Annotated in this window: 22 protein-coding genes; 18 read left to right on the top strand and 4 right to left on the bottom strand. The window is 52.5% G+C overall.

The annotated features are described in order from the left end of the window. Nucleotides 1-73: 73 nt before the first annotated feature. Nucleotides 74-499 carry an ester cyclase gene (locus OH773_RS11335; RefSeq protein WP_270138683.1) on the top strand — a complete coding sequence of 142 codons (426 nt, stop codon included), beginning with the start codon at nucleotides 74-76 and terminating at the stop codon, nucleotides 497-499. A 38-nt stretch (nucleotides 500-537) separates the two neighbouring features. On the opposite strand, the gene OH773_RS11330 is transcribed toward OH773_RS11335, so the two are convergent. Then, entirely contained in the window at nucleotides 538-1,509 is a 972-nt protein-coding gene (locus OH773_RS11330) for a LacI family DNA-binding transcriptional regulator (RefSeq protein ID WP_270138681.1), read from the bottom strand. 306 nt (nucleotides 1,510-1,815) lie between these two features. Between OH773_RS11330 and OH773_RS11325 the strand changes: the two genes are divergently transcribed. The 12 genes from OH773_RS11325 to yncE all read left to right on the top strand — a co-directional run bounded on the left by OH773_RS11325 (nucleotide 1,816) and on the right by yncE (nucleotide 16,753). Beyond that, nucleotides 1,816-3,063, top strand: a complete 1,248-nt coding sequence (locus tag OH773_RS11325) for an MFS transporter (RefSeq protein ID WP_270138679.1) — start codon at nucleotides 1,816-1,818, stop codon at nucleotides 3,061-3,063. Then, complete coding sequence (locus OH773_RS11320) at nucleotides 3,053-4,141, top strand: Gfo/Idh/MocA family protein (protein WP_270138677.1); 1,089 nt, start codon at nucleotides 3,053-3,055, stop codon at nucleotides 4,139-4,141. The genes OH773_RS11325 and OH773_RS11320 overlap by 11 nt, the downstream gene beginning before the upstream one ends. Continuing rightward, nucleotides 4,141-5,199, top strand: coding sequence for a sugar phosphate isomerase/epimerase family protein (locus OH773_RS11315; RefSeq protein ID WP_270138675.1), 1,059 nt, complete (start codon nucleotides 4,141-4,143; stop codon nucleotides 5,197-5,199). Before OH773_RS11320 ends, OH773_RS11315 begins: the two co-directional genes overlap by 1 nt. A gap of 2 nt (nucleotides 5,200-5,201) precedes the next feature. Beyond that, nucleotides 5,202-6,317 (top strand): Gfo/Idh/MocA family protein, encoded by a 1,116-nt coding sequence (locus OH773_RS11310; RefSeq protein ID WP_270138673.1) that lies wholly within the window; start codon nucleotides 5,202-5,204, stop codon nucleotides 6,315-6,317. Nucleotides 6,318-6,613: 296 nt separating this feature from the next. Beyond that, nucleotides 6,614-7,879 (top strand): ABC transporter substrate-binding protein, encoded by a 1,266-nt coding sequence (locus OH773_RS11305; RefSeq protein ID WP_183271493.1) that lies wholly within the window; start codon nucleotides 6,614-6,616, stop codon nucleotides 7,877-7,879. Further along, nucleotides 7,880-8,797, top strand: coding sequence for a carbohydrate ABC transporter permease (locus OH773_RS11300; RefSeq protein WP_270138670.1), 918 nt, complete (start codon nucleotides 7,880-7,882; stop codon nucleotides 8,795-8,797). Beyond that, complete coding sequence (locus tag OH773_RS11295; RefSeq protein WP_270145814.1) at nucleotides 8,797-9,642, top strand: carbohydrate ABC transporter permease; 846 nt, start codon at nucleotides 8,797-8,799, stop codon at nucleotides 9,640-9,642. The genes OH773_RS11300 and OH773_RS11295 overlap by 1 nt, the downstream gene beginning before the upstream one ends. A 2-nt stretch (nucleotides 9,643-9,644) precedes the next feature. Then, complete coding sequence (locus OH773_RS11290; RefSeq protein ID WP_270138668.1) at nucleotides 9,645-10,739, top strand: ABC transporter ATP-binding protein; 1,095 nt, start codon at nucleotides 9,645-9,647, stop codon at nucleotides 10,737-10,739. 625 nt (nucleotides 10,740-11,364) lie between these two features. Continuing rightward, nucleotides 11,365-13,005, top strand: coding sequence for a glycoside hydrolase family 13 protein (locus tag OH773_RS11285; RefSeq protein ID WP_270138666.1), 1,641 nt, complete (start codon nucleotides 11,365-11,367; stop codon nucleotides 13,003-13,005). 3 nt (nucleotides 13,006-13,008) lie between these two features. Continuing rightward, complete coding sequence (locus tag OH773_RS11280) at nucleotides 13,009-14,658, top strand: alpha-glucosidase (protein WP_270138662.1); 1,650 nt, start codon at nucleotides 13,009-13,011, stop codon at nucleotides 14,656-14,658. A 79-nt stretch (nucleotides 14,659-14,737) separates the two neighbouring features. Continuing rightward, on the top strand, nucleotides 14,738-15,538 hold the full coding sequence (locus tag OH773_RS11275; RefSeq protein WP_270138660.1) for a YdcF family protein: 801 nt from the start codon (nucleotides 14,738-14,740) through the stop codon (nucleotides 15,536-15,538). 153 nt (nucleotides 15,539-15,691) lie between these two features. Next, nucleotides 15,692-16,753 carry a 7-bladed beta-propeller protein YncE gene (gene yncE / locus OH773_RS11270; protein ID WP_270138658.1) on the top strand — a complete coding sequence of 354 codons (1,062 nt, stop codon included), beginning with the start codon at nucleotides 15,692-15,694 and terminating at the stop codon, nucleotides 16,751-16,753. A gap of 51 nt (nucleotides 16,754-16,804) precedes the next feature. Here the strand turns inward: yncE and nifJ are convergent, their stop codons facing one another. Continuing rightward, nucleotides 16,805-20,335, bottom strand: a complete 3,531-nt coding sequence (nifJ, locus tag OH773_RS11265; protein ID WP_270138656.1) for a pyruvate:ferredoxin (flavodoxin) oxidoreductase — start codon at nucleotides 20,333-20,335, stop codon at nucleotides 16,805-16,807. A gap of 290 nt (nucleotides 20,336-20,625) precedes the next feature. Between nifJ and OH773_RS11260 the strand changes: the two genes are divergently transcribed. Next, nucleotides 20,626-20,892 carry a putative hemolysin gene (locus OH773_RS11260; RefSeq protein ID WP_183271483.1) on the top strand — a complete coding sequence of 89 codons (267 nt, stop codon included), beginning with the start codon at nucleotides 20,626-20,628 and terminating at the stop codon, nucleotides 20,890-20,892. Between the two features lie 5 nt (nucleotides 20,893-20,897). Here OH773_RS11260 and hslJ read toward each other — a convergent pair whose 3' ends face one another. Continuing rightward, nucleotides 20,898-21,323, bottom strand: a complete 426-nt coding sequence (gene hslJ / locus OH773_RS11255; protein ID WP_270138654.1) for a heat shock protein HslJ — start codon at nucleotides 21,321-21,323, stop codon at nucleotides 20,898-20,900. Nucleotides 21,324-21,679: 356 nt separating this feature from the next. Then, the gene (locus OH773_RS11250; protein WP_270138652.1) at nucleotides 21,680-22,669 is read right to left on the bottom strand and encodes a 2-hydroxyacid dehydrogenase; all 990 of its coding nucleotides are present in this window, start codon (nucleotides 22,667-22,669) and stop codon (nucleotides 21,680-21,682) included. Nucleotides 22,670-22,891: 222 nt separating this feature from the next. On the opposite strand from OH773_RS11250, the gene OH773_RS11245 reads away from it, so the two are divergent. The 4 genes from OH773_RS11245 to OH773_RS11230 all read left to right on the top strand — a co-directional run bounded on the left by OH773_RS11245 (nucleotide 22,892) and on the right by OH773_RS11230 (nucleotide 26,453). Further along, on the top strand, nucleotides 22,892-25,534 hold the full coding sequence (locus OH773_RS11245) for a YdbH family protein (protein ID WP_270138650.1): 2,643 nt from the start codon (nucleotides 22,892-22,894) through the stop codon (nucleotides 25,532-25,534). Continuing rightward, on the top strand, nucleotides 25,531-25,731 hold the full coding sequence (locus tag OH773_RS11240; protein WP_270138648.1) for a YnbE family lipoprotein: 201 nt from the start codon (nucleotides 25,531-25,533) through the stop codon (nucleotides 25,729-25,731). The genes OH773_RS11245 and OH773_RS11240 overlap by 4 nt, the downstream gene beginning before the upstream one ends. Before the next feature lie 5 nt (nucleotides 25,732-25,736). After that, nucleotides 25,737-26,060, top strand: coding sequence for a YdbL family protein (locus OH773_RS11235; protein WP_270138646.1), 324 nt, complete (start codon nucleotides 25,737-25,739; stop codon nucleotides 26,058-26,060). A gap of 87 nt (nucleotides 26,061-26,147) precedes the next feature. Next, a complete protein-coding gene (locus tag OH773_RS11230; RefSeq protein WP_270138644.1) occupies nucleotides 26,148-26,453 on the top strand; it encodes a hypothetical protein in 306 nt (101 codons plus the stop codon). The last annotated feature ends 128 nt before the right edge of the window (nucleotides 26,454-26,581 follow it).

Raw genomic sequence — 26,581 nt, 5'->3', positions numbered from 1 at the left:
AATATATATGCTATTTACGCATATCACAAACCGACTTAGACTCCATTTAAATAATCCAAGCGGAGTGTAAAACATGAAGATGAATAACCTGGAAACGGTAAAAAAATACTTTAAATATTGCGTCGATGGGAAAGATGCACAGCGCGTGACGGAATATTTTGATAAAGACGTGATTATTCACCGCCCTGATTGCGATGCGCCTATTCACGGTGTTGAAAACTTTAAACGTGCGTTAACCGAGCATGTTATTGATCGCTATGAATCTATTTCCACTAATTTCAGCAAAGAAGTGGTGACTGAAGATGTGGTGGTCGTTCACCTGAAACATGTCGCTCGTGGCTCAAATACCTGGCATGGATTTGATGTTCACGGTAAAGACGTCACATGGACGGCGTTAACGTATTTCCGCTTTAATGCCGAAGGCAAAGTGGTCGAAGAAATCGTTGAACGAAACGAATTATTTATGGCGAAGCAGGTTGGGATTATTGACTATAAGTAATGTTGAATGTCGGATAAGCGCTAGCGCTGTCCGACACATTATACCGATCCCCGACTGACCAACTTCCACTCCAGAATCTCATTCACCGTTTCCACTTCCGGGTTATCAATGCGCTCAAGTAATAATTGCACGCTGCGCACGCCGAGTTGATGCATCGGCTGTTCGATGGTGGTGAGCGGAGGGAAGGTGACTGCGCCAAACGGCACACCGTCAAAGCCCATTATCGCCACATCTTCAGGCACTCTTAAACCTTGTTCGTGGGCGAAATGCAGCGCGCCGCCCGCCAGCGCATCGGAAATGGCAAAAGCCGCATCGGGCGGTTCGGGCAGGGTAAACAGTTCCGCCATCGCCTGCACACCCGCCTGATATTCCAGGCCGTCGGCATACACCACGGCTTGCCAGTTTTTACCGCAGGCCGCGCGGTAACCCGCTTCCCGCTGTTGAGAATAAAGATAACGCAAATCGCCGTTAATCAAAGCGATGCGTTTGTAACCTGCGCTTTTCAGATGATCGACCGCCGCAGACGCTGCTTTAAAGTTATCAATCGTGACCGACGAGGCGCGATAACCGGGATCGCCTTCGCCGCATTGTACCCACGGCGAGTCGCCGATTAACGTCGTCAGCCCTGGCAAACAACTGATGGCATCCATGGTGATAACGCCGTCGACCACTTTGCCGCTCAACAGGCGCAAATAGGCCGATTCACGGGTCAGACGTGATTCCGAATTACACAGCAGAATGTGGTAACCGTGCTTTTCCGCTTCTTCTTCAATGCCGCGCACGACACGGGCGCAGAAGGGGTTAGTGATGTTAGACACCAGCACCAACAGCATACGGCTGCGTGAGGTGCGCAGCTGGCGCGCCAGCAGGTTAGGTTGATACTCACACTCCTTGATCGCCGCCAGCACTTTATCGCGCGTATCCGGTTTCACGGCAGGGTTGCCATTCAGCACGCGAGAAACCGTCGCCGTAGAAACTCCCGCAATACGCGCCACTTTATCTATCGACATGTTGATCCTTTGCACGATCGGTTGAAATGTGAACCACATTCCATATTTGAATAGATACTAACAAATAATTCATCAGCATGATGGTAACCCCGCTGAAATCGATTACATTTTTAATGAAGTGCGAATGTAATCGATTACAAAATTTACCCATCATACTTCGCGTTGCAGGTTCGTTGGCCGCACTCAGTTACCCGAATCACTGACTTGAGTCAGCTCATCGGGATGCCTTCGATTGCCGCCTTCCTGCACCACGAATTATTTTGGCTAAAAAACAATAACAAATGCGAACTCTGTACCGGAGGATTTATGTCTTCTCAATCGGCTGTTGGAGCACAAGTGGTCACCCATAAGTGGGTGATTCCACGCCTGTCGTTAATGATGTTTCTCGAATTTTTTGTCTGGGGGGCCTGGTACGTCACCCTCGGTGTGGTGATGGGTAAATATGGTCTGAGCGCGTTAATTGGCGATGCGTATTCCACCGGACCGATTGCGTCCATTTTATCGCCGTTTGTTCTGGGTATGTTGGTTGACCGCTTCTTCGCCTCGCAGAAAGTGCTCGGCGTGCTGCACCTGATCGGCGCGGCGTTGCTGTGGTGGCTGCCGGGTATGTTCGAAAGTGGGCAGAGCGGTCTGCTATGGGTCGTCTTCGCCTACATGCTTTGCTACATGCCGACAATTGCACTGAGTAATAACGTGGCATTCCATAGCCTGGCAAACAGTGAAAAAGGATTCCCGGTGGTGCGTGCCTTCGGCACCATTGGCTGGATTGTGGCGGGCCTGATTGTCGGCACCAGCGGGCTTTCAGACAGCACCGGCATCTTCACGATGGCCGCCGTTGCATCCGTAGTGTTGGGGATCTACAGCTTTACGCTGCCGAATACGCCTGCGCCGGATCGCGGCAAACCGCTGTCGATGCGTGACCTGCTGTGTGCGGATGCGTTCGCGCTACTCAAGCTACGCCACTTTATGGTGTTTATCATCTGCGCCACGCTGATCTCCATCCCGCTGGCCGCTTATTACGCTTATGCCGCACCGTTTATTTCGGCGGTTGGCTTTGAAAACGTCAGCGGCGTCATGGCGCTCGGGCAGATGTCTGAACTGCTGTTTATGTTGCTGATCCCGTTCTTCTTCCGCCGCCTTGGCATCAAGATGATGCTGCTGATCGGTATGCTGTCGTGGTTCCTTCGCTATGCGATGTTCGCGCTAGGGATCACTGAAGAAACCCGTTGGATGATCTACATCGGCATCATTTTGCACGGGGTTTGTTACGACTTCTTCTTTGTGATCGGCTTTATCTACACCGATAAAGTGGCGGGGAACAAAGTGAAAGGGCAAGCACAAAGTCTGTTGGTGCTGTTCACCTACGGCCTGGGGATGCTGATAGGTTCGCAAATCAGCGGTGCGGTGTTTAACCGTTCGGTGACAGCGAAAGGTGCTGAAGGCTTGTTGCAATGGCAGCAGTTCTGGTGGATGCCAGCGATTGCCGCCGTGGTGATTGCAGCCATCTTCTTCTTCACTTTCAACTACAAAGAGGCTGAGCAGAATGGCAAATAAGCCGCTGCGCGTATTGGTCGTGGGCTGCGGAAATATGGGGGGCGCCCACAGCCTTGCGTATCAGCATTTGGACGAGTTTACACTCTGCGGGCTGGTGGCCCGCGGAGAGTCGAAAGTTCACCTGAAAGCGCAGTTGGGGGCCGATATTCCGCTGTTCGAAAATTTGCAGCAGGCAATTAAAGAGACTCAGGCTGATGCCGTCTGCATCGCCACCTGGCCTGATAGCCATGAAGCGCTGGCATTGACAGCGCTCGCGGCCGGTTGCCATGTGTTTCTTGAAAAACCGCTCGCCACAACGGTGAGCGGGGCAAAACGCGTTGTGGCGACGGCGAAGCTTGCGGACAAAAAACTGGTGGTCGGCTACATCCTGCGTCATCACCCCGTCTGGCAGCAGTTTATTACGCTGTCACACGGGCTTGGCAAACCGTTGGTTATGCGCATGAACCTTAATCAGCAAAGCAGCGGTAGCGCCTGGCACACGCACAAAATGTTGATGCAGTCGCTTTCGCCCATCGTTGATTGCGGCGTGCATTACCTTGATGTGATGTGCCAGATGACCCAATCCAGCCCGCTCTCGGTGAGTGCAGTTGGCGCGCGCCTGAGTGACGACATCCCCCCTGGGCAGTTTAACTACGGCCAGCTTCAGGTGCGTTTTACCGACGGTTCAGTCGGCTGGTACGAAGCGGGTTGGGGGCCGATGATGAGCCAAACTGCCTTCTTTATTAAAGATGTCATTGGCCCGCAGGGAGCGGTGTCTATTGTGACGCGGGAAGCCGCGGGTGAAGGGCAATCGGCGAATGTCGAGGCGCACACGCGTACCGAGTCGTTACGCATTCATCACGCCCAATTAAATCCGCAGGGTGATTTTGCTCACAAGGATGAGTGGGTGACGGCAAGCAATGAGCCTGACCACTTTGCCTTGTGCCAACTCGAACAACAGTTTTTTGCTCGTGCCATATACGACGATAGCGATTTGGCGCTGCATCAGCAGCAGGCGATTGAAAGCCTGGCGGTGGTGCTGGCGGCGGATCGCGCGGTTCGTGAACAACGCACGGTGATGATTAAGGAGATGTTGTAATGAAAACCCTGAAAGGGCCATCCATTTTTCTCTCGCAGTTTATTACGGATAACCCCCCGTTTAATTCGCTGGACTCCCTTGCCGTCTGGGCTGCGGGGCTGGGTTATAAAGCCGTACAAATCCCCACGCACTTACCGCATATTTTCGATCTCGCCAAAGCCGCACAAAGCCTGGAATATTGCGCAGAAATTCGCGCTGTGTTGGCGCAAAGTGGACTGGAAATCAGCGAGCTTTCGACTCATCTGCAAGGGCAACTGATTGCAGTGCATCCGGCGTATGACGCCGCATTTGCCGGGTTTGCACCGCCGGAAGTGGCACACGATGCCAGCGCTCGTCAGCAGTGGGCGGTGAATAGCCTGAAACAGGCCGCGCGCGCGTCACAAAATTTAGGCCTGAAAGCGCATGCCACCTTTTCTGGGGCGCTGGCCTGGCCCTATTTTTACCCGTGGCCACCGCGTAACGAACAGCTGATTGACGAGGCGTTTCGTGAATTAGCCGCACGCTGGTTGCCTATTTTAAATAGCTTCGATGAAGCGGGTGTCGACGTTTGTTTTGAATTACATCCCGGCGAAGACTTACACGATGGCGTCACCTTCGAGCGTTTTCTGGCATTGGTCGATAACCACCCGCGTTGCAATATTCTGTACGACCCGAGCCATATGTTGCTGCAACACATGGATTACCTCGGTTTTATCGATCACTACCACGCCAGGATCAAAGCCTTCCACGTTAAAGACGCTGAGTTTCAAACATCTGCAAAAAGTGGCGTATATGCGGGTTATCAGCCGTGGATTGACCGCGCAGGCCGTTTCCGCTCGTTAGGCGACGGGCAGATTAACTTCAAGGGGATCTTCAGCAAACTTGCTCAATATGACTATGCCGGATGGGCTACGCTTGAATGGGAGTGTTGCCTGAAATCAGGCGATGCGGGCGCGCGTGAAGGAGCCAAATTTATCGTCGATCATATTATTCCGGTGGCCGACTATGCCTTTGACGACTTCGCAAACAGCAAAAGTGAAACATCTGCGGTGCGTCGTATGCTCGGGCTGGAGGAGTAACCATGAAACGTATCCGTTTAGGTATGGTCGGTGGCGGTGAAGGCTCGTTTATTGGCGGTGTGCACCGTATTGCCGCACGGCTTGATGATCAGTTTGAGTTAGTTGCCGGAGCTTTTTCGTCTTCACCTGAAGTAGCAAAACGCAGCGGTGAAGGGTTGTTTGTCGAAAGTGACCGCTGTTACACAAGCTGGCAGGAGATGGTGCTGCGCGAGTCCGCGCGCCCGGATGGCATCGAAGCTGTCTCGATTGTGACGCCTAATCATCTGCACGTTCCGGTGGCAAAGGCATTTCTGGAACACGGCATTCACGTGATTTGCGATAAACCCCTCGGCGTCACGCTTGCCGAAGCAAGGGGGCTTGCGCAGGTTATCGAAACCACGGGCCGCCACTTTATTCTCACCCATAACTACAGCGCATTGCCGATGGTGCGCGAAGCCCGCGCGCGGATTGCCAACAGCGAAATCGGCGATATTCGCGCCATTGAAGTGGAGTATTTGCAGGATTGGCTGAACGACCGACTTGAGTTGACTGACAACAAACAGGCCAGTTGGCGCGGTAATCCTGCGATGGCGGGGGCTGGCGCGATTGGAGATATTGGTACTCATGCCTGGCAACTGGCGGCGTTTGTCAGCGGTATGGAGCCCGAAGTGGTGCGAGGCGAGCTGTTAATACGCATCCCCGGACGGGTGCTGGATGATGAAGTGTATGCTGAAATGCGCTATGCCAATGGTGCCAGAGGGCGTTTATGGGCAAGCCAGGTGGCACCCGGTTTTGAAAACGATTTGCGCCTGCGGATTGTGGGCAGCAGGGCAAGCATCAGCTTCCGTCAGCAGCAGCCTGAGATTCTGGAAATCCATCCCCATCACGGAAATAGTTACACTGTCACGCGTAACGGGGTGAACAACCACGATTCAGTGCGCCACCAGTGCCGAACTCCTGCCGGGCATCCTGAAGGGTATCTGGAAGGATTCGCGCAAATCTACCGCGAAGCCGCCGTCAAAATTCGTGGTGGAAGTGCGCCTTTGCTGCCGGGTATTGAGCAAGGGATCTCCGGCATGAAATTCATTGAAGCAATTCGCGAAAGTAGCCAACGCGGCGGAGAATGGCTGGAGTGGTGAGCCTCCCGAGCTGCGTGTCATTTCCCTCAATCGTTGCATCACACTTCTCTCTTCTCACGGTATTGACGGGGCGATAGCGATATTGCCCCAAACCGCACCAAAACATAGCCGCGTAGCGTGTCTCACGTAAAAGTGAAATAAAAAATAGCGTTACGTGCACCATGTCGACTATTCGCACAAATTCGTACAAAGGTTAGGGTGCTAAGTTGCCGCATGAGTTGGTTATTAACTAGCCTTTTGAATGGTGTGCTGTTTTTTCACCTCCCTCCGATTTGGTCTGAACAAAAGAGGAAACAATGAAAAAGCTGACGTTAAGTCTTATTACCTTAGCGCTGGCGGGCGTTTCTAATGCCGCGCTGGCCGATACTCTGCGTATGGAATGTCCGATCTCCCCCGGCGGTAAGGAATACTGCAACTACGTCAAAGACCGTTTTGAAAAGCAGACCAGCAACAAGCTGGAGTTCATCGAGTTTCCTGCGGCATCTGACGAGAAGCTGGCTTTGCTTCAGCAATTGTTTGCGGCCAAAGATGAGAAAGCGGTCGATTTGTTCCAGTCCGATACCATTTGGGTGGGCTTGCTGGATAAGCAAACGCTCGATTTGACCGATGCGGTTGCCGATATGAAAGGGGATTTCTTCCCAGGCCCGTGGGCGAACGACACGGTGAACGGCAAAGTCAAAGCGGTTCCGGCTTATCTCGATACGGGCGTGCTCTATTACCGCAAAGATCTGTTGGAAAAATACAACGAACAGCCACCAAAAACCTGGGAAGACCTGACGCGTATCGCCACAAAAATTCAGGAAGAAGAGCGCAAAGCCGGGCATAAAAACTTCTGGGGCATGATCTTCCAGGGTAAGTCGTATGAGGGGCTGACCTGTAATGCGCTGGAATGGATTGATTCTTACGGCGGTGGCACGTTCATCGACGAAAAAGGCAACGTGACCATTAATAATCCGAAGGCCGCCGCCGCGCTGGATATGGTTGCGGGCTGGATTGGGAAAATCACTCCGAAAGGGGCGTTAGGCTACAAAGAAGAAGAATCGCGTTCGGTGTTCCAGAACGGCGACGCGCTGTTTATGCGCAACTGGCCTTACGCCTATTTGCTTTCACAAGGGGCTGATAGCCCGCTGAAAGGCAAAGTGGGCGTCGCACCACTTCCTGCAGGGCCGGATGGCAAATCGGCCAACGCGTTGGGCGGTTGGCAGTGGTCAATCAATGCGAACACCAAAAACAAAGATGCGGCCATTGCGCTGCTGAAAATCCTCACCGACGCCGATTCGCAGAAAATGCAGCTGAAATATCTTGGCTTCGCACCGACGCGCTCGGCCTTATATGAGGACAAAGCGGTGCTGGAAACCGCGCCGCATCTGACGCTGTTTAAAGAGATTTTCGCCAATGCGGTTCCGCGTCCGGCAACGGCAACCAAAAGCCAGTACCCGCGTGTCTCTAACGCCATTTTCAACGTGACCTTTAAGGTGCTCAATGGCGGCAGTGATGGCAAGACGGCCGTGGCGGATCTGGAAAAACGTCTGGAACGCGTCAAAGGTAAGGACTGGCATTAATTGGCGCACTCAGGTTACCAACGCAGGCGTCGCCGTATCGCATGGATACTGGTGGCGCCCGCACTCTTACTCCTTGCACTGGCGGCGGGTTGGCCGCTGGTGCGCACCTTCTTTTTCAGTTTCACCAATGCGATGCTCGACAACCCGTCCGAGTACCAAATGGTGGGGCTGGCAAACTATTACGCCGCAAACGGTGGTGACAGCAGCGGCGTGCTGGTTGATCCACTTTGGTGGCAGGCGGTCGGCAATACATTGTGGTTTACCGTGGTGTCCGTAGGGTTAGAACTGCTATTTGGCATGCTGCTGGCGCTCTTGATGAACCAGAAGTTTCGCGGCCAGGGGCTGGTGCGTACGGCGATTCTGGTGCCGTGGGCCATTCCAACTATCGTCAGCGCCAAAATGTGGGGTTGGATGTTCCACGATCAGTACGGCGTGGTGAACGACTTACTGGCGAAAATATTCGGTTACCAGGCGCATCTGGCGTGGATTGCTGAACCGTCGCTGTCGATGTGGGCGGTGGTGATTGCCGATGTCTGGAAGACCACGCCGTTTATGGCGTTAATGTTGCTGGCGGCCCTTCAACTGATCCCCACCGATCTCTACGAAGCCGCGCGCGTAGATGGTGCCAGTGCCTGGCAACGGTTTAAGCGCATCACGCTACCGCTCATCATGCCTGCGATGATTGTGGCGCTGATCTTCCGCATCATGGACGCGATGCGCATCTTCGATTTGATTTTCGTGCTGACCTCCAACAGCGAGGCAACCATGTCTGTCTCCGGCTATGCCCGCGAGCAAATCATCTCTTATCAGGACATGGGCGTTGGCTCGGCAGCCTCGGTGCTGGTGTTCATGATGGTGGCGGGGATTGCAGCCTGCTTTATCCGCGTTTCACGATTGAACGAAAAGGAGAAGCGGTGATGAAAGCCACGCGTCGGCAGCGAAAAATCGGTCACCATCTGGTTATCTATGCAGGCGCAACGCTCGCTGTGCTGTTCTGCGTCTTCCCATTTTATTACGCCATTCTGACGTCGTTGCGCACCGGGCAGGAGCTGTTTTTACCGTCGTATCTGCCCAGTGGTTATCACTGGCATAACTACGTGGTGGCGCTGGTCGATAATGGCATCGCCCGAAGTCTGCTTAATTCGGTGCTGGTGGCATCGGTGACTGTGGGTATCTGTTTGTTGGTGGCGATCACCGCTTCTTTTGCGTTAGCGCGCGTGCCGTTTCGTGGGCGCAAATTCCTGCTGTTCACCATTCTGTGCGTATCGATGTTCCCACAGGTGGCGGTGCTAACGGGCATGTTTGAGCTGGTGCGTTTTCTTGGGCTTTATGACTCGCTCGGCGCACTGATACTTTCATACACCACTTTTTCTCTACCGTTCACCGTCTGGGTGCTGACCACTTTTATGAAGTCGATTCCGGTGGAACTTGAGGAGGCGGCGATTGTGGATGGGGCAAATACCTGGACCATTATTCGCCGCGTCTTCGCACCGATTTTGGCTCCTGCACTGGTCACCACCGGGCTGCTGGCATTTATCGGTGCGTGGAACGAATTCATGTTTGCCCTGACGTTTATTATTTCCGGCGATAAACGCACCGTACCCGTGGCAATCAGTATGTTCAGCGGCGCATCCACTTTTGAGCTGCCGTGGGGCAGCATTATGGCGGCGTCGGTGGTGGTTACACTGCCGATTATTGTACTGGTGCTCATTTTCCAGAAACGCATTGTCAGCGGGCTTACCAGCGGAGCGATTAAGGGATAACCATGGCGCAACTCGTGCTCGATAAAATTCAAAAACGCTACGGCAGCACGTCGGAAGTGATTAAACCTCTCGACCTGGAAGTGAACAGTGGGGAGTTTGTGGTGGTGGTCGGGCCGTCCGGCTGCGGGAAATCCACCTTGCTGCGGATGGTCGCAGGTCTTGAGGAGATAACCGCAGGCGAGATGCGCATCGACGGCGTGTGCGTGAACGATGATTCCCCGTCACAGCGCGGCATCGGTATGGTGTTCCAATCTTACGCGCTGTATCCGCATATGACGGTGTACCAGAATATGGCGTTTGCGCTGGAGATGGCAAAACTGCCCGTCAAAGAGATCGACGAAAAAGTGCGCGAAAGTGCGCGAATTTTGCAGCTCGAGCCTTTGCTCGATCGGCGACCAAAAGATCTGTCTGGCGGCCAGCGTCAGCGCGTGGCCATTGGTCGAGCCATTGTGCGCGAACCAAGGCTCTTTTTATTCGATGAACCGCTTTCCAATCTTGACGCTTCACTGCGAGTGCAGATGCGCATGGAAATTGCTGCACTTCACAAAAGAATTAACGCCACCATTTTGTACGTCACACACGATCAGGTAGAGGCAATGACGCTAGCTGACCGCATTGTGGTGTTAAATCAGGGGCAAATTGAGCAGGTGGGCACGCCGCTTGAGCTCTATGACCGTCCGGCAAATATGTTTGTCGCACAGTTTATTGGTTCGCCCAAAATGAATCTGATCCCTGGTGTGTTAACGCACGGCAGCGCATTGCGCAGCGACGTCCGGCTTGAGAATCGTCAGGAAGTCACACTGCCGATAAACGGTGCAGGTGTTGCGGAGGGGCAAACAGTACAGCTGGGGATCCGCCCTGAACATATTCAGATTACCGACCTGGCGCAGGCGGATATCGAAGGTGAAGTGCTGTTTGTCGAGCAGATGGGCAATGAGACATTGCTCTACGTTAACGGCGGCTACGGTAGCGAACCATTAGTGATGCGCCATACTTCCAGGCTTGAAATTCAGGCTGACCGACGCATCGGCCTGCGACTTCCGCCGGAGAGTTGTTATTTGTTTAATAGTGATGGGAGGGCGTTTATTCGGGTGTAGGGGGGATGACTTTGAGTCATCTCTTTGAGGTTTGAATGGGTTGTCTATGTCAGAAACGGTGAAGGTTCCGTTCACTCAAAGCATTCTGTTAAATGCAGCCATCGAACCGGTGAACGACTTAGGGTGGCCACCGTCGCCACCCTAAGAACCCGGACTCCCGGCAAATAAATCGCCGCTGCGCGGTAAACACCGTTTTTCACCCAACATTCGCGGTCGTTCGCGATTCGTTCCAGACGATCGCTCTCTTTCGCCGCTCCCGGCGGCTCAACCACGACTGAAGGGTGAAAAACGGCGCGATTTAAGCCGGATTAAAAACCAACGTCAAAACCTGAGGTCAAAAGCCGAACCGGTTAATCGTGTGAATGCACGATGCTTTCCAGAGAAAATCAAACCGTTGCACTACGTTGCAATAAACGATGCTCCTCACATTGTCAGCGGCTACGGTAGCGAACCGCGGGTGATGCGCCATACTGAAAGACTTGAAATTAAACTCAAATAGCTCGTGGTGTCGTTTTGCTCTAATCCCGGCCCTCTCTCCCAGGATAGGGGACTGATCGAGTGTTGGTTTTCCCCCTCTCCCTGAGGGAGAGGGCTGGGGTGAGGGCCAATACCTAAGGAGATCTCCATGGAAAAAAAATGGTGGCACAACGCGGTGGTGTACCAAATCTATCCGCGTAGTTTTATGGACAGCAACGGCGATGGTATCGGTGATATCAACGGCATCATCAGCAAACTCGATTACCTGCAACAGCTCGGCATCAACCTGATTTGGCTCTCGCCTGTTTATCGCTCGCCGATGGACGACAACGGTTACGATATCTCCGACTACGAAGACATTGCCGCCGAATTTGGCACGATGGCAGAGATGGAATTTCTCATCCAACAGGCGAAAAAACGCGATATTCATATCCTGATGGATTTAGTCGTCAATCATACTTCTGATGAACATCCCTGGTTTATCGAAGCGCTGAAATCCAAAGACAACCCGTACCGCGATTTTTATATCTGGCGCAAACCTGCGGCAGATGGCGGCCCGCCGAACGATTTCCGTTCCTATTTTGGCGGCAGCGGCTGGGCGTTTGACGAAGCCAGTGGCGAATATTATTTGCACCAGTTTTCAGTCCGTCAGCCCGATCTCAACTGGGAAAACCCGCGTGTTCAAGATGAAGTCCACGCCATGATGAATCGCTGGCTGGCGAAAGGTATCGGTGGCTTCCGCATGGACGTTATCGACCTTATCGGCAAAGAGGTGGATCAGCAGATTATGGCGAATGGCAAAAATCTCCACGCCCTGATCCGCCAGATGAACCGCGCCACCTTTGGCAACGGCGACTACGTTACCGTTGGCGAAACCTGGAGTGCGACACCGGAAGACGCCTTGCTTTATAGCGGCGAGGAACGAGAAGAGCTGTCGATGGTTTTCCAGTTTGATCACATCAAACAATTCTGGGATGAACATGCCGGGAAGTGGCGCAGTAAGCCGTTTGAACTGGCGAGCTTCAAAGCGGTTATCGAAAAGTGGCAAACCGCACTGGCGCATCACGGCTGGAATTCGTTGTTCTGGAGCAACCACGATTTACCCCGCGCGGTGTCGAAATTTGGTGATGAAGGCGAGTTTCGCGAGCCCTCCGCTAAAATGCTCGCCACGGCGTTGCACTGTCTGAAAGGCACGCCGTATATCTATCAGGGTGAAGAGATCGGCATGACGAACGTGCGTTTCGAAGCCATCAGCGACTATCGCGATATCGAAAGCCTGAATCTTTATAAAGAGCGGCTGGCGGAAGGTGTCAGCCACGAGGAGATGATGCTCGGCATCCATGCCAACGGGCGCGATAACGCCCGCACGCCTATGCAGTGGAACAACGGCCAGAACGCCGGTTTTACTACCGGTACGCCGTGGATTGCCGTGAACCCCAACTACCGTGAAATCAATGTCGCGGCAGCGCTTGAAGAGCCGGATTCTATCCTGTGGCATTACCAAAAATTGATCGCGCTGCGCAAAAATTATCCTGTGCTGGTTTACGGCGATTTCCAGGCGGTTATGCCTGAACACCCGCAGGTTTTTGCCTGGCTTCGTACGCTGCACGACGAGCGTTTACTGGTGATAAACAACTTCACCTGTGAACATCTCACGCTCGATTTACCGGAATTTATGCAGGGCTGGCAGGGCGAATGCTTGATTAGCAATTACGCACCTCGCGACCAGTTGGCGGTCAGTATTGAACTGCAACCTTATGAATCTTTTGCATTATTAATCGGGAGGTAAACGATGGCGAACTGGTGGAAAGAGGCAGTTGCGTATCAGATCTATCCACGCAGCTTTAATGACAGCAACGGCGATGGAATTGGCGACCTGAACGGTATCACCGAAAAACTCGATTACCTTAAGGATCTCGGCATCGATCTGATTTGGATCTGCCCGATGTATAAATCGCCGAACGACGATAACGGCTATGACATTAGCGATTATCAGCAGATCATGGCTGAGTTTGGCACCATGGACGATTTTGACCGCCTTCTTGAGCAGGTTCACGCACGCGGAATGCGACTGATTATCGACCTGGTGGTCAACCACACGTCCGATGAACATCCGTGGTTCCTGGAATCCCGTTCATCACGTGATAACCCGAAACGCGACTGGTACACCTGGCGCGACGGTAAAAATGGCGTAGAACCCAATAACTGGGAAGGGATCTTTAAAGGATCTACCTGGGAATTTGACCCACAAACCGAACAGTATTTTTTGCATCTGTTTACCCGCCGTCAGCCCGACCTGAACTGGGAAAACCATGATGTGCGCCGTGCGGTGTACGACATGATGCGCTGGTGGCTGGACAAAGGGATAGACGGTTTCCGTATCGACGCCATCTGTCATATGAAAAAAGAACCCACGCTTGCCGATGTGCCGAATCCGGATAAACACCGCTATGCGCCGTCGATGAAAAGCCATCTTAACTATGACGGGCTGCTGGACTATGTGGACGACATGAGCCAGAAGGTGTTTCAACATTATGACATCGTGACGGTCGGGGAAGTGAACGGCCTGGATTCCGAGCATGCTGAAGAATGGGTGGGTGAGCATCGCGGGCGACTCAATATGGTGTTCCAGTTTGAGCACGTCCGTTTATGGGAACCAGAAGCCGGTTTGCGCCCGGAACCCGCGGTGCTGAAGAAAATTTTCACCGCCTGGCAGGATGCGCTGGAAGGCAAAGGCTGGAATGCGTTGTATGTAGAAAACCACGATCTGACTCGCATTACTTCACGCTGGGGCGACACCGAACACCACTGGCGAGAAAGCGCCACCTGCATCGCGGCGCTGTTTTTCCTGATGCAGGGCACGCCGTTTATCTACCAGGGCCAGGAAATCGGCATGACCAATACCCGCTTCGACGGGGTGGACGATTTTGATGATGTGTCAGCGAAAAATATCTGGCGCGAGATGGCGGCTCAGGGCAAAGATGAAGCCGAAATCATCGCGTTTCTGACCAATACCGGGCGTGATAACTCGCGCACGCCGATGCAATGGAATTCCTGGCCAAACGCCGGTTTCAGCGACGGTACGCCGTGGTTTAAGGTCAATGCCAACTTTGAGATGATCAACGTCGCCAGCCAACAGCAAGACCCGGATTCAGTGCTGAATTTCTATCGCGCACTGATCCAGTTGCGCAAAAAAGAGCGCACGCTGATTTATGGGCGCTATGTCCTGGAGCTGAAAGATCACGCGCAAATTTATGCCTACCGCCGTGAGCTTGATGGCACAGAGTTTGTGGTGCTTTGCAATATGTCGTCAAAATCAGCCCGTTGGCAGGATGAAGAATTACCGCTCGAATGGGCAAAATGTGTGCTGGGAAATTACCCGAAGGTGGATGAGCTCTATCGGCTGCACCCATGGGAAACGCGGGTTTATCAGCTGGTGTAAATAAGGACTCAGAGCTCCCCTATACAGTAACCAGACCGCCTGCGGTATGATGCGGGCTGGTTTTTTACAAGGAGGGGTTATGTTGATGACAACATTTCCAGCTTTGCAGGCCACGACGCTTGATGCCATAAATACGTTGGGCGAGTGGCTTTCTCATAATGAGTTTGATGCACCGCCCGCAGTGTCTGATGGAGAGCTGATTATTCTCGCCGGGAATGCCGTGATCCCGACCATTGATGCGGCCTGCCAGTTGGCGGCTAACAGCGAGTTGCCGCTGCTGATTACCGGTGGTATCGGGCATTCCACCACCTTTTTATACGGTGCTATCGCTAAACATCCACGCTACAACATCATTCCCACCACGGGACGTGCAGAAGCGGCCATTATCAGCGATATCGCCACTCAGTTCTGGAAGGTCCCCGCTGAAAAAGTGCTGGTGGAGGAGAAGTCCAGCAACTGTGGCGAGAACGCTCGCTTTACGTTTGACCTGATGCAAACGCTGCAGATCACTCCAGCGAGCGCGATTATTATTCAGGATCCCACCATGCAACGCCGCACCCTCGCGACATTTGAACGCGTCTGGCAAGGTGAAACGCATCAACCTCGTTGGCGAAGCTGGCCTGGTATTGTTCCGGTACTGGTCAGTCACGAAACCGGGACCACTTTTAGTCTGAATGAAAAGGGCTTATGGCCGGTCGAGCGTTACATTTCGCTAGCGCTGGGGGAAATCCCGCGTATCAGAGATGACGCACAGGGTTACGGGCCAAAAGGGCGTGATTTTATTAGCCATGTTGATATCCCCGCCGCGGTGATAAACGCCTGGGAATTTCTGGCCAGGGACGCAGCGCTTGCACAATTGATGCACGAACGCGGCCTGTAACAACACTCATAAATATCCATTATTCGATGGTAATGATTTACTTTATCATTCATTAATGATAATTATTATCAATAGCGAAGATTCATTTCTTTAGCTAACGTTTTGTTAGCTAAAGAATTTCACCTGCTATTGATAAGGATATTAAGGATATTTATGTCTGCTATACCACAAACCCGTCTACGTGCGTTGCCTGCTTTAATGCTCTCCAGCCTGCTATTTTCCAGTTCACTATTTGCTGATACCTCGTTTACCGTAGAACGAAAACCGGTCGGCAAAGGCGCATATGAAATGGCGTATAGCGCGGATCAATCTGCTCTGTATGTTGCTACGTCACAAAGCCGCAAACTGGATAAAGGTGGGGTGGTTTATCGTCTTGACCCGGCAACGCTCGAAGTGACTCAGGCGATTCATAACAACCTGAAACCGTTCGGTGTGGCGTTCAACAAAACCACTGGCACGCTGTTCCTTGGCAACACCACCAATAGCGCGGTGACGGCCATCAACAGTAAAACAGGGGATGTGATTAAGACACTGGTGGTAGACGAAACCAAACGTACCGAAACCGTGCGCCCGCTGATGCCGCGCCAGTTAGTGGTTAACGAAGCCACCAATACCCTGTATATGGGCGGTTTGGGTGAGTCCAGCGTGTTATGGGTCATTGACGGCACCACGCTTGAGTTACGCGACACCATCAAAGATCTCGGCAAAATGGCGACAGGCCTGGCGATTGACGAGAAAGCATCACGCATTTACATGACCAATGCTGATAACGAATTTATCGTCATCGATAGCAAAACCAACAAGGTCATTTCGCGCACGAAGCTTGAGACTGAAGGCGAACATTTCTATCTCAATATTGCGTTGGATCGTGCAAACAACCGCGCGTTTATCAGTGATTCGAAATCTCCACAGTTGTTGGTTGTTGATACCAAAACCAGCAAAGTGCTGAATAAAGTTGAGGTGCCGCTGGGGCTGGATGTGCTGTTTAACCCGGTGCGCAACGAAATATACGTTACTCATCGTAAAGCCGGTAAAGTCAGCGTGATTGACGCGAAAAGCTACAAAGTATTGGAAACGATCGACACGCCAGCCTGGCCAAATAGCCTGGCGCTTTCGCCAGACGGGCAGCAGTTGTTTGTTAGCGTGAAACAAGAGGGTAGCCGCGAAAAAGAGCCGGCCAGCCCGGATGATGTGGTCCGTATCAGCTTTAAATAAAGTCAATCGGGCACGCTATGCGTGCCCGATATTATTACCGAATTACTTCATCTACTCGCTATCCGCTTTTTCTGCTTTCCCTGCCATCTGCGCCAGGAAGTCATAGCGTTTTTGCAAATCTGCGGCGGCGTCTTTCCATAGCTGTTCTGCGACTTCAGGTTGCTGCGCGTTCAGACGACGGAATCGCTGCTCTTTCATCAGCGTATCAGCCAGTGCATCAGACGGTGGACGCGAATCCAGCGCCAGCGGCAGTTTACCCTCATCGGCACGACGTGGGTCGTAGCGATACAGCGGCCAGAAACCGGTCGCGGTGAGTTGACGCATTTGATCATGGCTGAGAGCCAGGTCGTAACCGTGTTCCTCGCAAGGGCTGTAGGCGATGATGAGCGACGGGCCAGGATACGCTTCGGCTTCCTGAATTGCTTTCACCGTTTGGTTGAGCTGCGCCCCAAGTGAAATCTGCGCCACATAAACATGCCCGTACATCATCATGCTGACGCCGAGATCTTTACGTGCTTTACGCTTGCCATGTTCACCAAATTTCGTGACCGCACCCAGCGGGGTTGCTTTCGACGCCTGGCCGCCGGTGTTGGAGTAACACTGGGTATCCAGTACCAGAATATTGACGTTTTCGGTCAGGCTCAGGACGTGATCAAGACCGCCAAAGCCGATGTCATACGCCCAACCATCGCCACCAATCAACCAGATAGATTTCTCTACCATCGCATCGGCATCTGTTATGAGCTGGCGGGCGTCCGGGTCGTCGATATTCGCCAGATGCTGACGCAATGCGACAACCTGTTCGCGGCGCACTTCTGGCGTTGCTTCGGTGTGAAGCTGCTCGTTGAGTTCCGCAGGCAGTTTATCGGAAAACTTATCAACCAGGCGCATCACGCGGGCGCGATGTTGATCGACCGTTAAACGGAAACCTAAACCAAATTCGGCGTTATCTTCAAACAGTGAGTTCGCCCAGGCCGGGCCGCGACCATTGGCATCGGTGGTGTACGGTGTCGATGGCAGGTTACCGCCATAAATCGATGAACAACCCGTCGCGTTGGCAATCAGCATGCGGTCGCCATACAGTTGGGTCAGTAGTTTGATGTACGGTGTTTCACCACAGCCTGAACACGCGCCGGAATATTCAAATAGCGGTTGAAGCAGCTGCGAAGTACGAATATCGATACGTTCCAGGCTGGTGCGGTCCATTTCCGGCATCTGGAGGAAGAAATCGTAATTCTCTTTTTCTTCTTCAACGTGCTCAAGGCGCGACATCATATTGATGGCCTTGATTTCCGGATTCTGACGGTCTTTCGCCGGACAAACTTCGACGCACAGATTACAGCCGGTGCAATCTTCAGGCGCGACCTGCAACACGTATTTCTGCCCACGCATATCGCGGGATTTCACATCCAGTGATTGCAGTCCGGCAGGCGCGTTTTCCATCGCTTCTGGCTGCACGACTTTGGCGCGAATAGCCGAGTGCGGGCAGGCCGCCACACAGTGGTTACATTGGGTGCAAATGTCGGGCTTCCAGATAGGAATTTCTTCGGCGATATTGCGTTTTTCCCACTTCGTGGTGCCCATCGGCCAGGTGCCATCAGGAGGGAGTGCGGAAACGGGTAGTGCATCGCCAAGGCCTGCCAGCATTGCGGCGGTGACGGTTTTAACAAAGTCGGGTGCTGCATCTGAAACTACAGGAGGGCGCATTGGGCTGCTTTCATTCACCTCTTGCAAGGTCACTTCAGCAAGGGATTCACGCGCTAACGCCAGCGCCTGCCAGTTACGTTCAACAAGCTCCTGTCCTTTGCTGCTGTAGCTCTTGGCAATGGCTCCTTGAAGCTCTGCTAGTGCGCTGTCGCCCGGTAAAATCTGGGTGAGATGGAAGAATGCCATCTGCATGACGGTGTTGATACGCGCACCCAAATGGCATTCACGGGCAATTTTTGCCGCATTCACCACGAAGAAACGGGCTTTTTTCTGGTTTAACACCGCCTGAACTTCTTGCGGCAGGCGATGCCACACTTCATCCGCGCTGTACGGCGTGTTCAGTAGGAAAATGCCGCCTGGTTTCAGGCGCTCTGCCATCTGGTATTTGTCGATAAACTGCAACTGGTGGCAACCGACAAAATCAGCCCGGTCAATAAGATAGGTCGAGTTAATCGGCTGTTCGCTGACGCGCAGGTGGGAAACGGTCAGACCGCCTGCTTTCTTCGAGTCATAAACGAAATAACCCTGGGTGAAGAACGGCGTCGAGTTACCGATGATTTTGATGTTGTTTTTGGTTGCCGAGACGCTGCCATCGCTGCCCAGACCATAAAACAGCGCTTCAAGTTTGGCGCGGTTCGGCAGGGTGTTTTCAGGCAACGGAAGCGACAAATTGGTGACATCGTCGTAAATCCCTACCGTAAAGCGCGGGCGAGGTTTGGCTTCTTTTAACTCGTTAAATACTGCCAGCACACAATCCGGGCCAAACTCTTTGGAAGAAAGACCATAACGCCCACCAATCACGCGTGGCAGGGTTTCACGCTCGCCGCGGTTAAAGGCTTCGGCAAGGGCGGTCATGACGTCGAGATACAGCGGTTCCGCCAGTGCGCCCGGCTCTTTGGTGCGATCGAGTACCGCAATCTGGCGGACTGATTCTGGCAAGACGGCTAACAGATGCTCGGCTGAGAAAGGGCGGAACAGGCGAACTTTCAGCACGCCGACTTTTTCGCCGCGCGTGAGTAATTCGTCGACCACTTCTTCACAGGTGCCGATGGCAGAACCCATCAGAATAATGACGCGCTCGGCTTGCGGGTGGCCGTAGTATTCAAATGGACGATACTGGCGGCCCGTTGCGGCGGCAAAACTGTCCATTGCCTGTTCAACGTGTTCATACACCGCGTCGTACCACAGGTTACTGGCTTCGCGGGACTGGAAGTAAGTATCAGGGTTCGCCGATGTGCCACGGATAACCGGATGGTCCGGGTTCAGGGCGCGGGCGCGGTGTTCATCAATCTCTTTTTGCGGCAACAGTTCCAGAAGGGTGCTGTCGGCAAGTGGCACGATTTTATTGATTTCATGGGACGTGCGGAAGCCATCGAAGAAATGAATAAAAGGAACACGACTTTTCAGCGTGGCAATGTGCGAAATCAGCGCGAAGTCTTGGGCTTCCTGAACGCTGCTGGCGCAAAGCATGGCACAGCCGGTCTGGCGAATCGCCATCACATCCGAGTGATCGCCAAAAATTGAGAGTGCGTGGGTCGCAATCGTCCGTGCCGCCACATGCAGTACAAACGGCGTGAGTTGTCCAGCCAGTTTGTAGAGTGTGGGGATCATCAGCAGCAAGCCCTGCGATGATGTAAATGAAGTGGAAAGGGCACCCGTTTGCAGCGCACCGTGAACAGCGGCAATTGCCCCTGCTTCGGACTGCATTTCTACTACGCGTGGCGTGTCTCCCCACACGTTTTTTCTGCCATCTCCTGACCATGCATCAGCAAGTTCTGCCATGGTGGAGCTGGGTGTTATCGGGTAGATGGCAATAACTTCGCTGGCGCGAAACGCCACAGATGCGACCGCACCATTGCCGTCGGTAGTGATCATAAGACACCCTTACATTGCGCAAAAAAATTAACATAAACAGGCCCGCATAACCGCGCCGAGCCGAAGAATAATCTTTTAATTCTAGCAAAGCCCACAGAAGGTGATTTTCGCTTTTGTGTCCTGCATTGAGCCTATATTGATATTTTTAAACGGGGGATTGGTTCTGTTTTACGCAGTAAAGTGATCTTGATTGCAAAATCACACACATTTTATGGTTTTATGGCCTCGACGGAACGGCGTACCAGCGCTTATGATTCTTAGGTTTTGCAACGTTTAGGGGGAGAGAATTAATGCGCGCTGCGTTTTTAGCGGGTTGTGCCGCACTTTTATTGTCGGCATGTAGTAATGAACCACCTCAACAAGCCACCGCGGCTCACGTACCACCGGGTATGCGCGCGGCAATGTCCAGCCAGGGGCAGGCAAGTTGTGCAATGGTAGGGGGTTCGCTGAGCGTCGCTCGTCAGCTGGATGGTTCGGTAACGGGAATGTGTGCGATGCCTAACGGCAAACGCTGTAGTGAAAACGCGCTTGCCGCCGGAACGTGTGGGGCGTACTAACCCAATCAGTTGACCAGATCGGCCAGTTTATAAACTAAAGTATGCTGGCTGGTTTTCAACGTCAGTTGTTGCGGAGCCAAACCGACTTTTGCGCCGTTGGTCAGCATGTCGTTAATCATATGATCAAGTTCGTTTAACTGTGGCTCAGCACACATCATCATGGTCATTCCCAGACCTTTCGATTTCAGCGTATTGTCTTCAAGCGTTGCCTGGCCCATAAAGCGGTTACACATCGCGCCCGAAATATGCATATTTTCACCGAAGCTCAGCTCTGGCATACGTTTGACACCCGTCAGTGGTTTGCCGTCAACCGTTTGCAGAACATAGCGGTGATGTTGCAGATCTTGTGCCGTAACAGTCGATTTATCGCCAGATTGTGCACAACCGGCCAGTACCATTGCAGCCAGTGCTAAAGAAGCTAATTTTTTCATCTCTTTTCCTTAAGTTGTATCCAAAATAATTCGAGCTGTATCGAGGCGGCGACGCAGTGAGTCCCCTGGAGCTTACTAAAGTAAGTGACTGGGGTGAGCGAGGAAAGCCAACAAAGATGCAGCTTGAAGTATGAAGGATACTTTCATTTCATCAATGAGTTGGACACACTTTGGCAAAAAGCGTCTTGTGATGCTTTAAGGATAATCCTAAAGCCATCCTCACCCCGACCCTCTCCTTGAAGGAGAGGGGGAATACCGGGCTCCTATATCCTCTCCTTGAAGGAGAGGGAGAATTCAGCGCTCCTATATCCCCTCTCCTGGGGGAGAGGGCTAGGGTGAGGGCGTCCAGACTAAAACTAGTTAACCTGATTCACACACGTCTCGCCATTCTCCAACTGACGCAGGTTTTCCAGCGTAGTCTCAGAAATACTGGTTAACGCTTCCGCAGTTAAAAATGCCTGGTGGCCAGTAAACAGCACGTTGTGGCAGGCAGACAGGCGACGGAACACGTCATCCTGGATCACATCGTTAGATTTATCTTCGAAGAACAGATCGCGTTCGTTCTCATAGACGTCCATACCTAACGCGCCAATTTTTTGATTTTTCAAGGCATCAATTGCGGCCTGAGAGTCAATCAAACCACCACGGCTGGTGTTGATAATCATCACACCATCTTTCATCTGATCGAACGCCGCACGATCAAGCAAATGGTAGTTTTCCGGCGTCATTGGGCAGTGCAGGGAAATAATGTCTGACTGCGCAAACAGGGTAGGCAAATCGACATATTCCACGCCAAGCTCGATTGCCGCAGCACTTGGATACGGGTCAAACGCCAGCAGGCGCATGCCGAAGCCTTTCAAAATTCTGAGTGCCGCAAGGCCAATTTTACCGGTACCAATCACACCGGCAGTTTTGCCAAACATGGTGAAACCGGTCAGTCCTTCCAGAGAGAAGTTGGCATCACGGGTACGTTGATAAGCGCGGTGAATACGGCGGTTCAGGCACATCATCATGCCGACGGCATGTTCAGCCACGGCTTCTGGTGAGTAGGCTGGAACGCGCACCACTGGCAAACCGAGCTCTTTTGCCGCATCGAGATCAACGTTATTGAACCCGGCGCAACGCAACGCGATAAATTTCACACCCTGGCTTTTGAGTTCTTCCAGCACCGGACGACTCGCGTCATCATTCACGAAGATGCAGACGCCTTCGCAGCCATGAGCCGTTTTGGCTGTTTTTTTGGTTAACAAGAAGTCATAAAATTCAAGATCAAAGCCGTATTCAGTGTTAACCTGCTCCAGATACTTTTTATCGTACTGTTTTGTGCTATAGACTGCCAATTTCATGAGACTTATCTCCAGAATGATATTGTTGTAAAATTACCACGCTTAAAATAATCATACAAATCTTAAACAAAATTTTTATGGATGAAATTCTGCTGCTCACTCAAGCTTAGCTACGCTTAAATCAGGCTTGATCTTCACGCTCGGCTTGAATAATGCAAGAATCATTGCATATGTCGCGTGGCTGGGTACAAAATTGTCGCTGAATCAGGATCTTAATCGCCCATGAAGGGTAAATATAAAGCCATTATTGCGTTGCTGCTGATAGTTATCTTGCTGTTGTTGACGCTCACGATGACTATCGCCAATTGGCTGCCTACGCTTGCAGGAATCTGGCTGCCGAAAGGGACACGCATCGCCATGGAAGCAAGCCCGAGGTTTAAACGCGGCGCGATCCTTATTCCTGACTTGCGCTATCTGGCCGGGGATTGCGAACTTGCGGCTATTAAAGACGCAACCCTCAGCCATCCGAAGCGCTGGCGTATCCATCTTGATACGCTCAATCTTAACGTCGATTGCCTCAGTAAAATGCCGCTCGATCAGTCTGGTCCGGCGGCACCGCGTACGCTTGCCGAATGGCAATCACTGCTACCTGAAAGCCTTATTACTATAGATAAGGTCAATATTACCCCGTTTCAACAGTTCTCAGGTGCCTTAAACCTGAGTCTTTCACCCCAGCAGCAAACTCTTCATTACACAGGCCCATCTTTAAGTGTAGATGCGCAACTGAACGGCCAGTTATTAGCGTTACAAAAGTTAAAAATTCAGGCGATAGCGGGGATGGAGCCGCTCGAACTGTCCGGTCAGATAACGCTGCCGCCACTGACTAATGGCTTGCCGGAAGAGGGCAATCTCGCGACCACACTACGCATTCCGCAAGAACCTGAACGGGTCGATGTCGCGCTGGCCTGGCAGGCAGAAGAGGGATCATTAACGGTGGAAAAACCGGGCGCAGCTGAACCGTTGGTGTCGCTGCCCTGGACTGTCAGCGACACCATTTTTGAAGTGAATGGTGGGCGGTGGTTCTGGCCATATGCCGGTATTCCACTGCGTGGGGGAATTGCGTTACGGGTGGATGACTGGAAACAAGGGCTGGAAAAGGCCGTAATCAGTGGGCGGATGAATGTCATCACCGAGGGCAGCGCAGGTAAAGCGAATGCGGTGCTCAGTATCGGCCCTGGCAAACTCAGTTTAATTGACAGCGCGTTGCCGGTGCAGCTAACCGGTGAAGCCAAGCAAGATGGCATGGTGTTTTACGCCATGCTGCCGGGCGAAATTAGCGGGGCAATTGCCACCCCTAAACTGCTGTTCCGGCCTGGCGCGTTGCTGCGTTCCCGTGGGCGCGCCATCGATGCTCTGGATGTGGATGAAATTCGCTGGCCGCTTGCGGGGGTCAGTGTGACCCAACAAGGTGTTGATGGGCGATTGCAGGCGATCGTGCGTGCGCATGAGAATCAGATGGGCAACTTTGTGATTCACCTGGATGGGAAAGCGGACAACTTTTCACCGGATGCCGGTTTGTGGCGGTGGAAATACTGGGGTAATGGCGAATTCACACCGATGCAGGCGAAATGGGATGTGCGCGGTTATGGTGAATGGCGCGACAGTGTGATTGAGCTGACGTCGCTCTCGACCGGCTTTGACAAACTTGAATACGGTTCAATGCTCGTCACCGAACCGCGCCTGAAACTCGACAAACCGCTGCACTGGCAGCGTGATGAATCGGACCCCTCGTTTGAGGGCTCGTTCACGTTAAATGCCGGAAAAACGACCTTCAGCGGCGGTAGTACGTTGCCACCTTCAGTATTAACCTTCAGCGTGACGGGCACAGACCCATCCTCATTCCAGTACAAAGGCGATCTGCATGCGGGTGAGATTGGGCCGGTGCGAGTTAATGGCCGTTGGGATGGGGAGCGTCTGCGCGGTAACGCCTGGTGGCCACAACAAGTACTGACGGTATTCCAGCCATTGATCCCCGCCGACTGGGAAATGACCTTAAAAGACGGCACGCTGTATTCACAGGTGGCTTTTTCCGCGGCGGCGGGCCAGGGATTTGAAGCCGGTGGGCATGGTGTGGTGAAAAGCGGCAGTGTCTGGATGCCGGATAACCAAATTAACGGTGTCGATTTTGTGCTGCCATTCCGTTTCAGCCACAGTACCTGGCAATTAGGGACGGACGGGCCGGTGACGTTGCGCGTTGCGGAAGTCAAAAACCAGGTTACGTCGACCAACATCACCGCTGATCTTGAGGGTTGGTACCCGTGGAGTGACGAACGGCCACTGACACTCAGTAACGTTAACGTCGATATTTTGGGTGGGAAATTGCGCGTGCAACAACTGCGCATGCCACAACGTGATGCCGCCTTGCTACGCTTAGAAAACATCTCATCAAGTGAATTGGTCACGGCGGTCAACCCCAAACAGTTCACGATGTCCGGACGTGTAAACGGTGCGCTGCCGCTGTGGCTTAATCATCCGCAATGGATAATCAAAGACGGCTGGCTAACCAACCCAGGGCCGCTGACATTACGACTGGATAAAGACATGGCGGATGCCATTGTTGAGAACAACATTGCCGCAGGGGTGGCTGTTAACTGGTTGCGATATATGGAAATTTCTCATTCCTGGACACATATCAATTTAGATAATCTGGGTGTATTAACGCTGCAGGCGAATGTGCGCGGCACCAGTCAGGTCCAGGGGAAAAAGAGCGAAGTGCGGCTGAATTACAGCCATCAGGAAAACCTCTTTACGCTTTGGCGCAGCCTGCGTTTTGGGGATAATTTGCAAACCTGGCTTGAGCAACATACCGCACTACCGGATGTGCGTTGTCAGACACGCGATAAAGCTTGTGAGGAAACACAATGAAGATCGTCATCGCTACACTCCTGGCGACAGGGATTGTCACATTAACGGGATGTACCCCGCGTATCGAAGTCGCGGCGCCTAAAGAGCCTATTACCATTAATATGAACGTTAAAATCGAGCATGAAATTCATATTAAAGTGGATAAAGACGTTGAAACGTTGCTTAAAGAGCGCAGCGATTTGTTTGGCACGGAGTGAGCGTCATGAAAAATATCGTTAAAGGCGTGGTGTTGGCGAGCATGATGATGAGCTGCCAGGTTTTGGCGTTAACCTTGTCTGAAGCCCGTCAGCAAGGACGCGTAGGGGAGACGCTCAGTGGTTTTATTGCCCCCATCAAACAAGACAAAGAGACGCTGGCGTTGGTAAAAAGCATAAATGAAGCGCGTTCAGAGAATTATCAGAAGTTGGCGGATAGCAACAACATATCGGCAAATCAGGTGGCTGAACTGGCGGGACAAAAGCTGGTGGAAAGGGCGCAGCCGGGGGAATATGTCCGCGGTATTAACGGGCAGTGGATGAAAAAGTAACACGTTACCTCAGGTGCTGGACTACAGTTTATTGACGAAAAGTGACTAATTTCTTCCGTACAGCCGGTATCTGATGGGGAACCATTGATGAAAAAGATTATTCTGGTCGTCGCGTTATCTTTAATGTCCACGGCAGCGTTCGCTCAATTGACGCCGACCTCAAGCATCAATTCCAATTCAAACAGCTCGTCCACGACCTCCGGGCAGCTATCGACGACAGCCCAGACCACGATCGATTTGCTCGGGAGTGATACGGTCGCCGGTATCGGAACAAGCGATACCGTGGCAGGGTTAGGTGGGAGCGACTCACAAACCAGCAACCCAGTCTCTTCGCCTATGCCTGCGTTTGGGCACACGGGCAACCTCAGACAGCCAGGTTCAATACGTCACTAAAGCGAAAGGCATAATAAACGGTGACTGGAAGAACTTAACTTTAGAAAAGACCCCTTGCACACCCAGTGTGGCTCTCACGCTGGGGTGTTATTAAATTGTATTGGTGTAAGTGTTTAAATATAAATATG

The sequence above is a fragment of the Buttiauxella sp. WJP83 genome, from assembly GCF_027594725.1.
In the GTDB taxonomy this organism is placed as follows: domain Bacteria; phylum Pseudomonadota; class Gammaproteobacteria; order Enterobacterales; family Enterobacteriaceae; genus Buttiauxella; species Buttiauxella selenatireducens.
The sequence above is the reverse complement of the archived record's forward strand: the minus strand, read 5'-3'. Positions and strand labels throughout refer to the sequence as shown.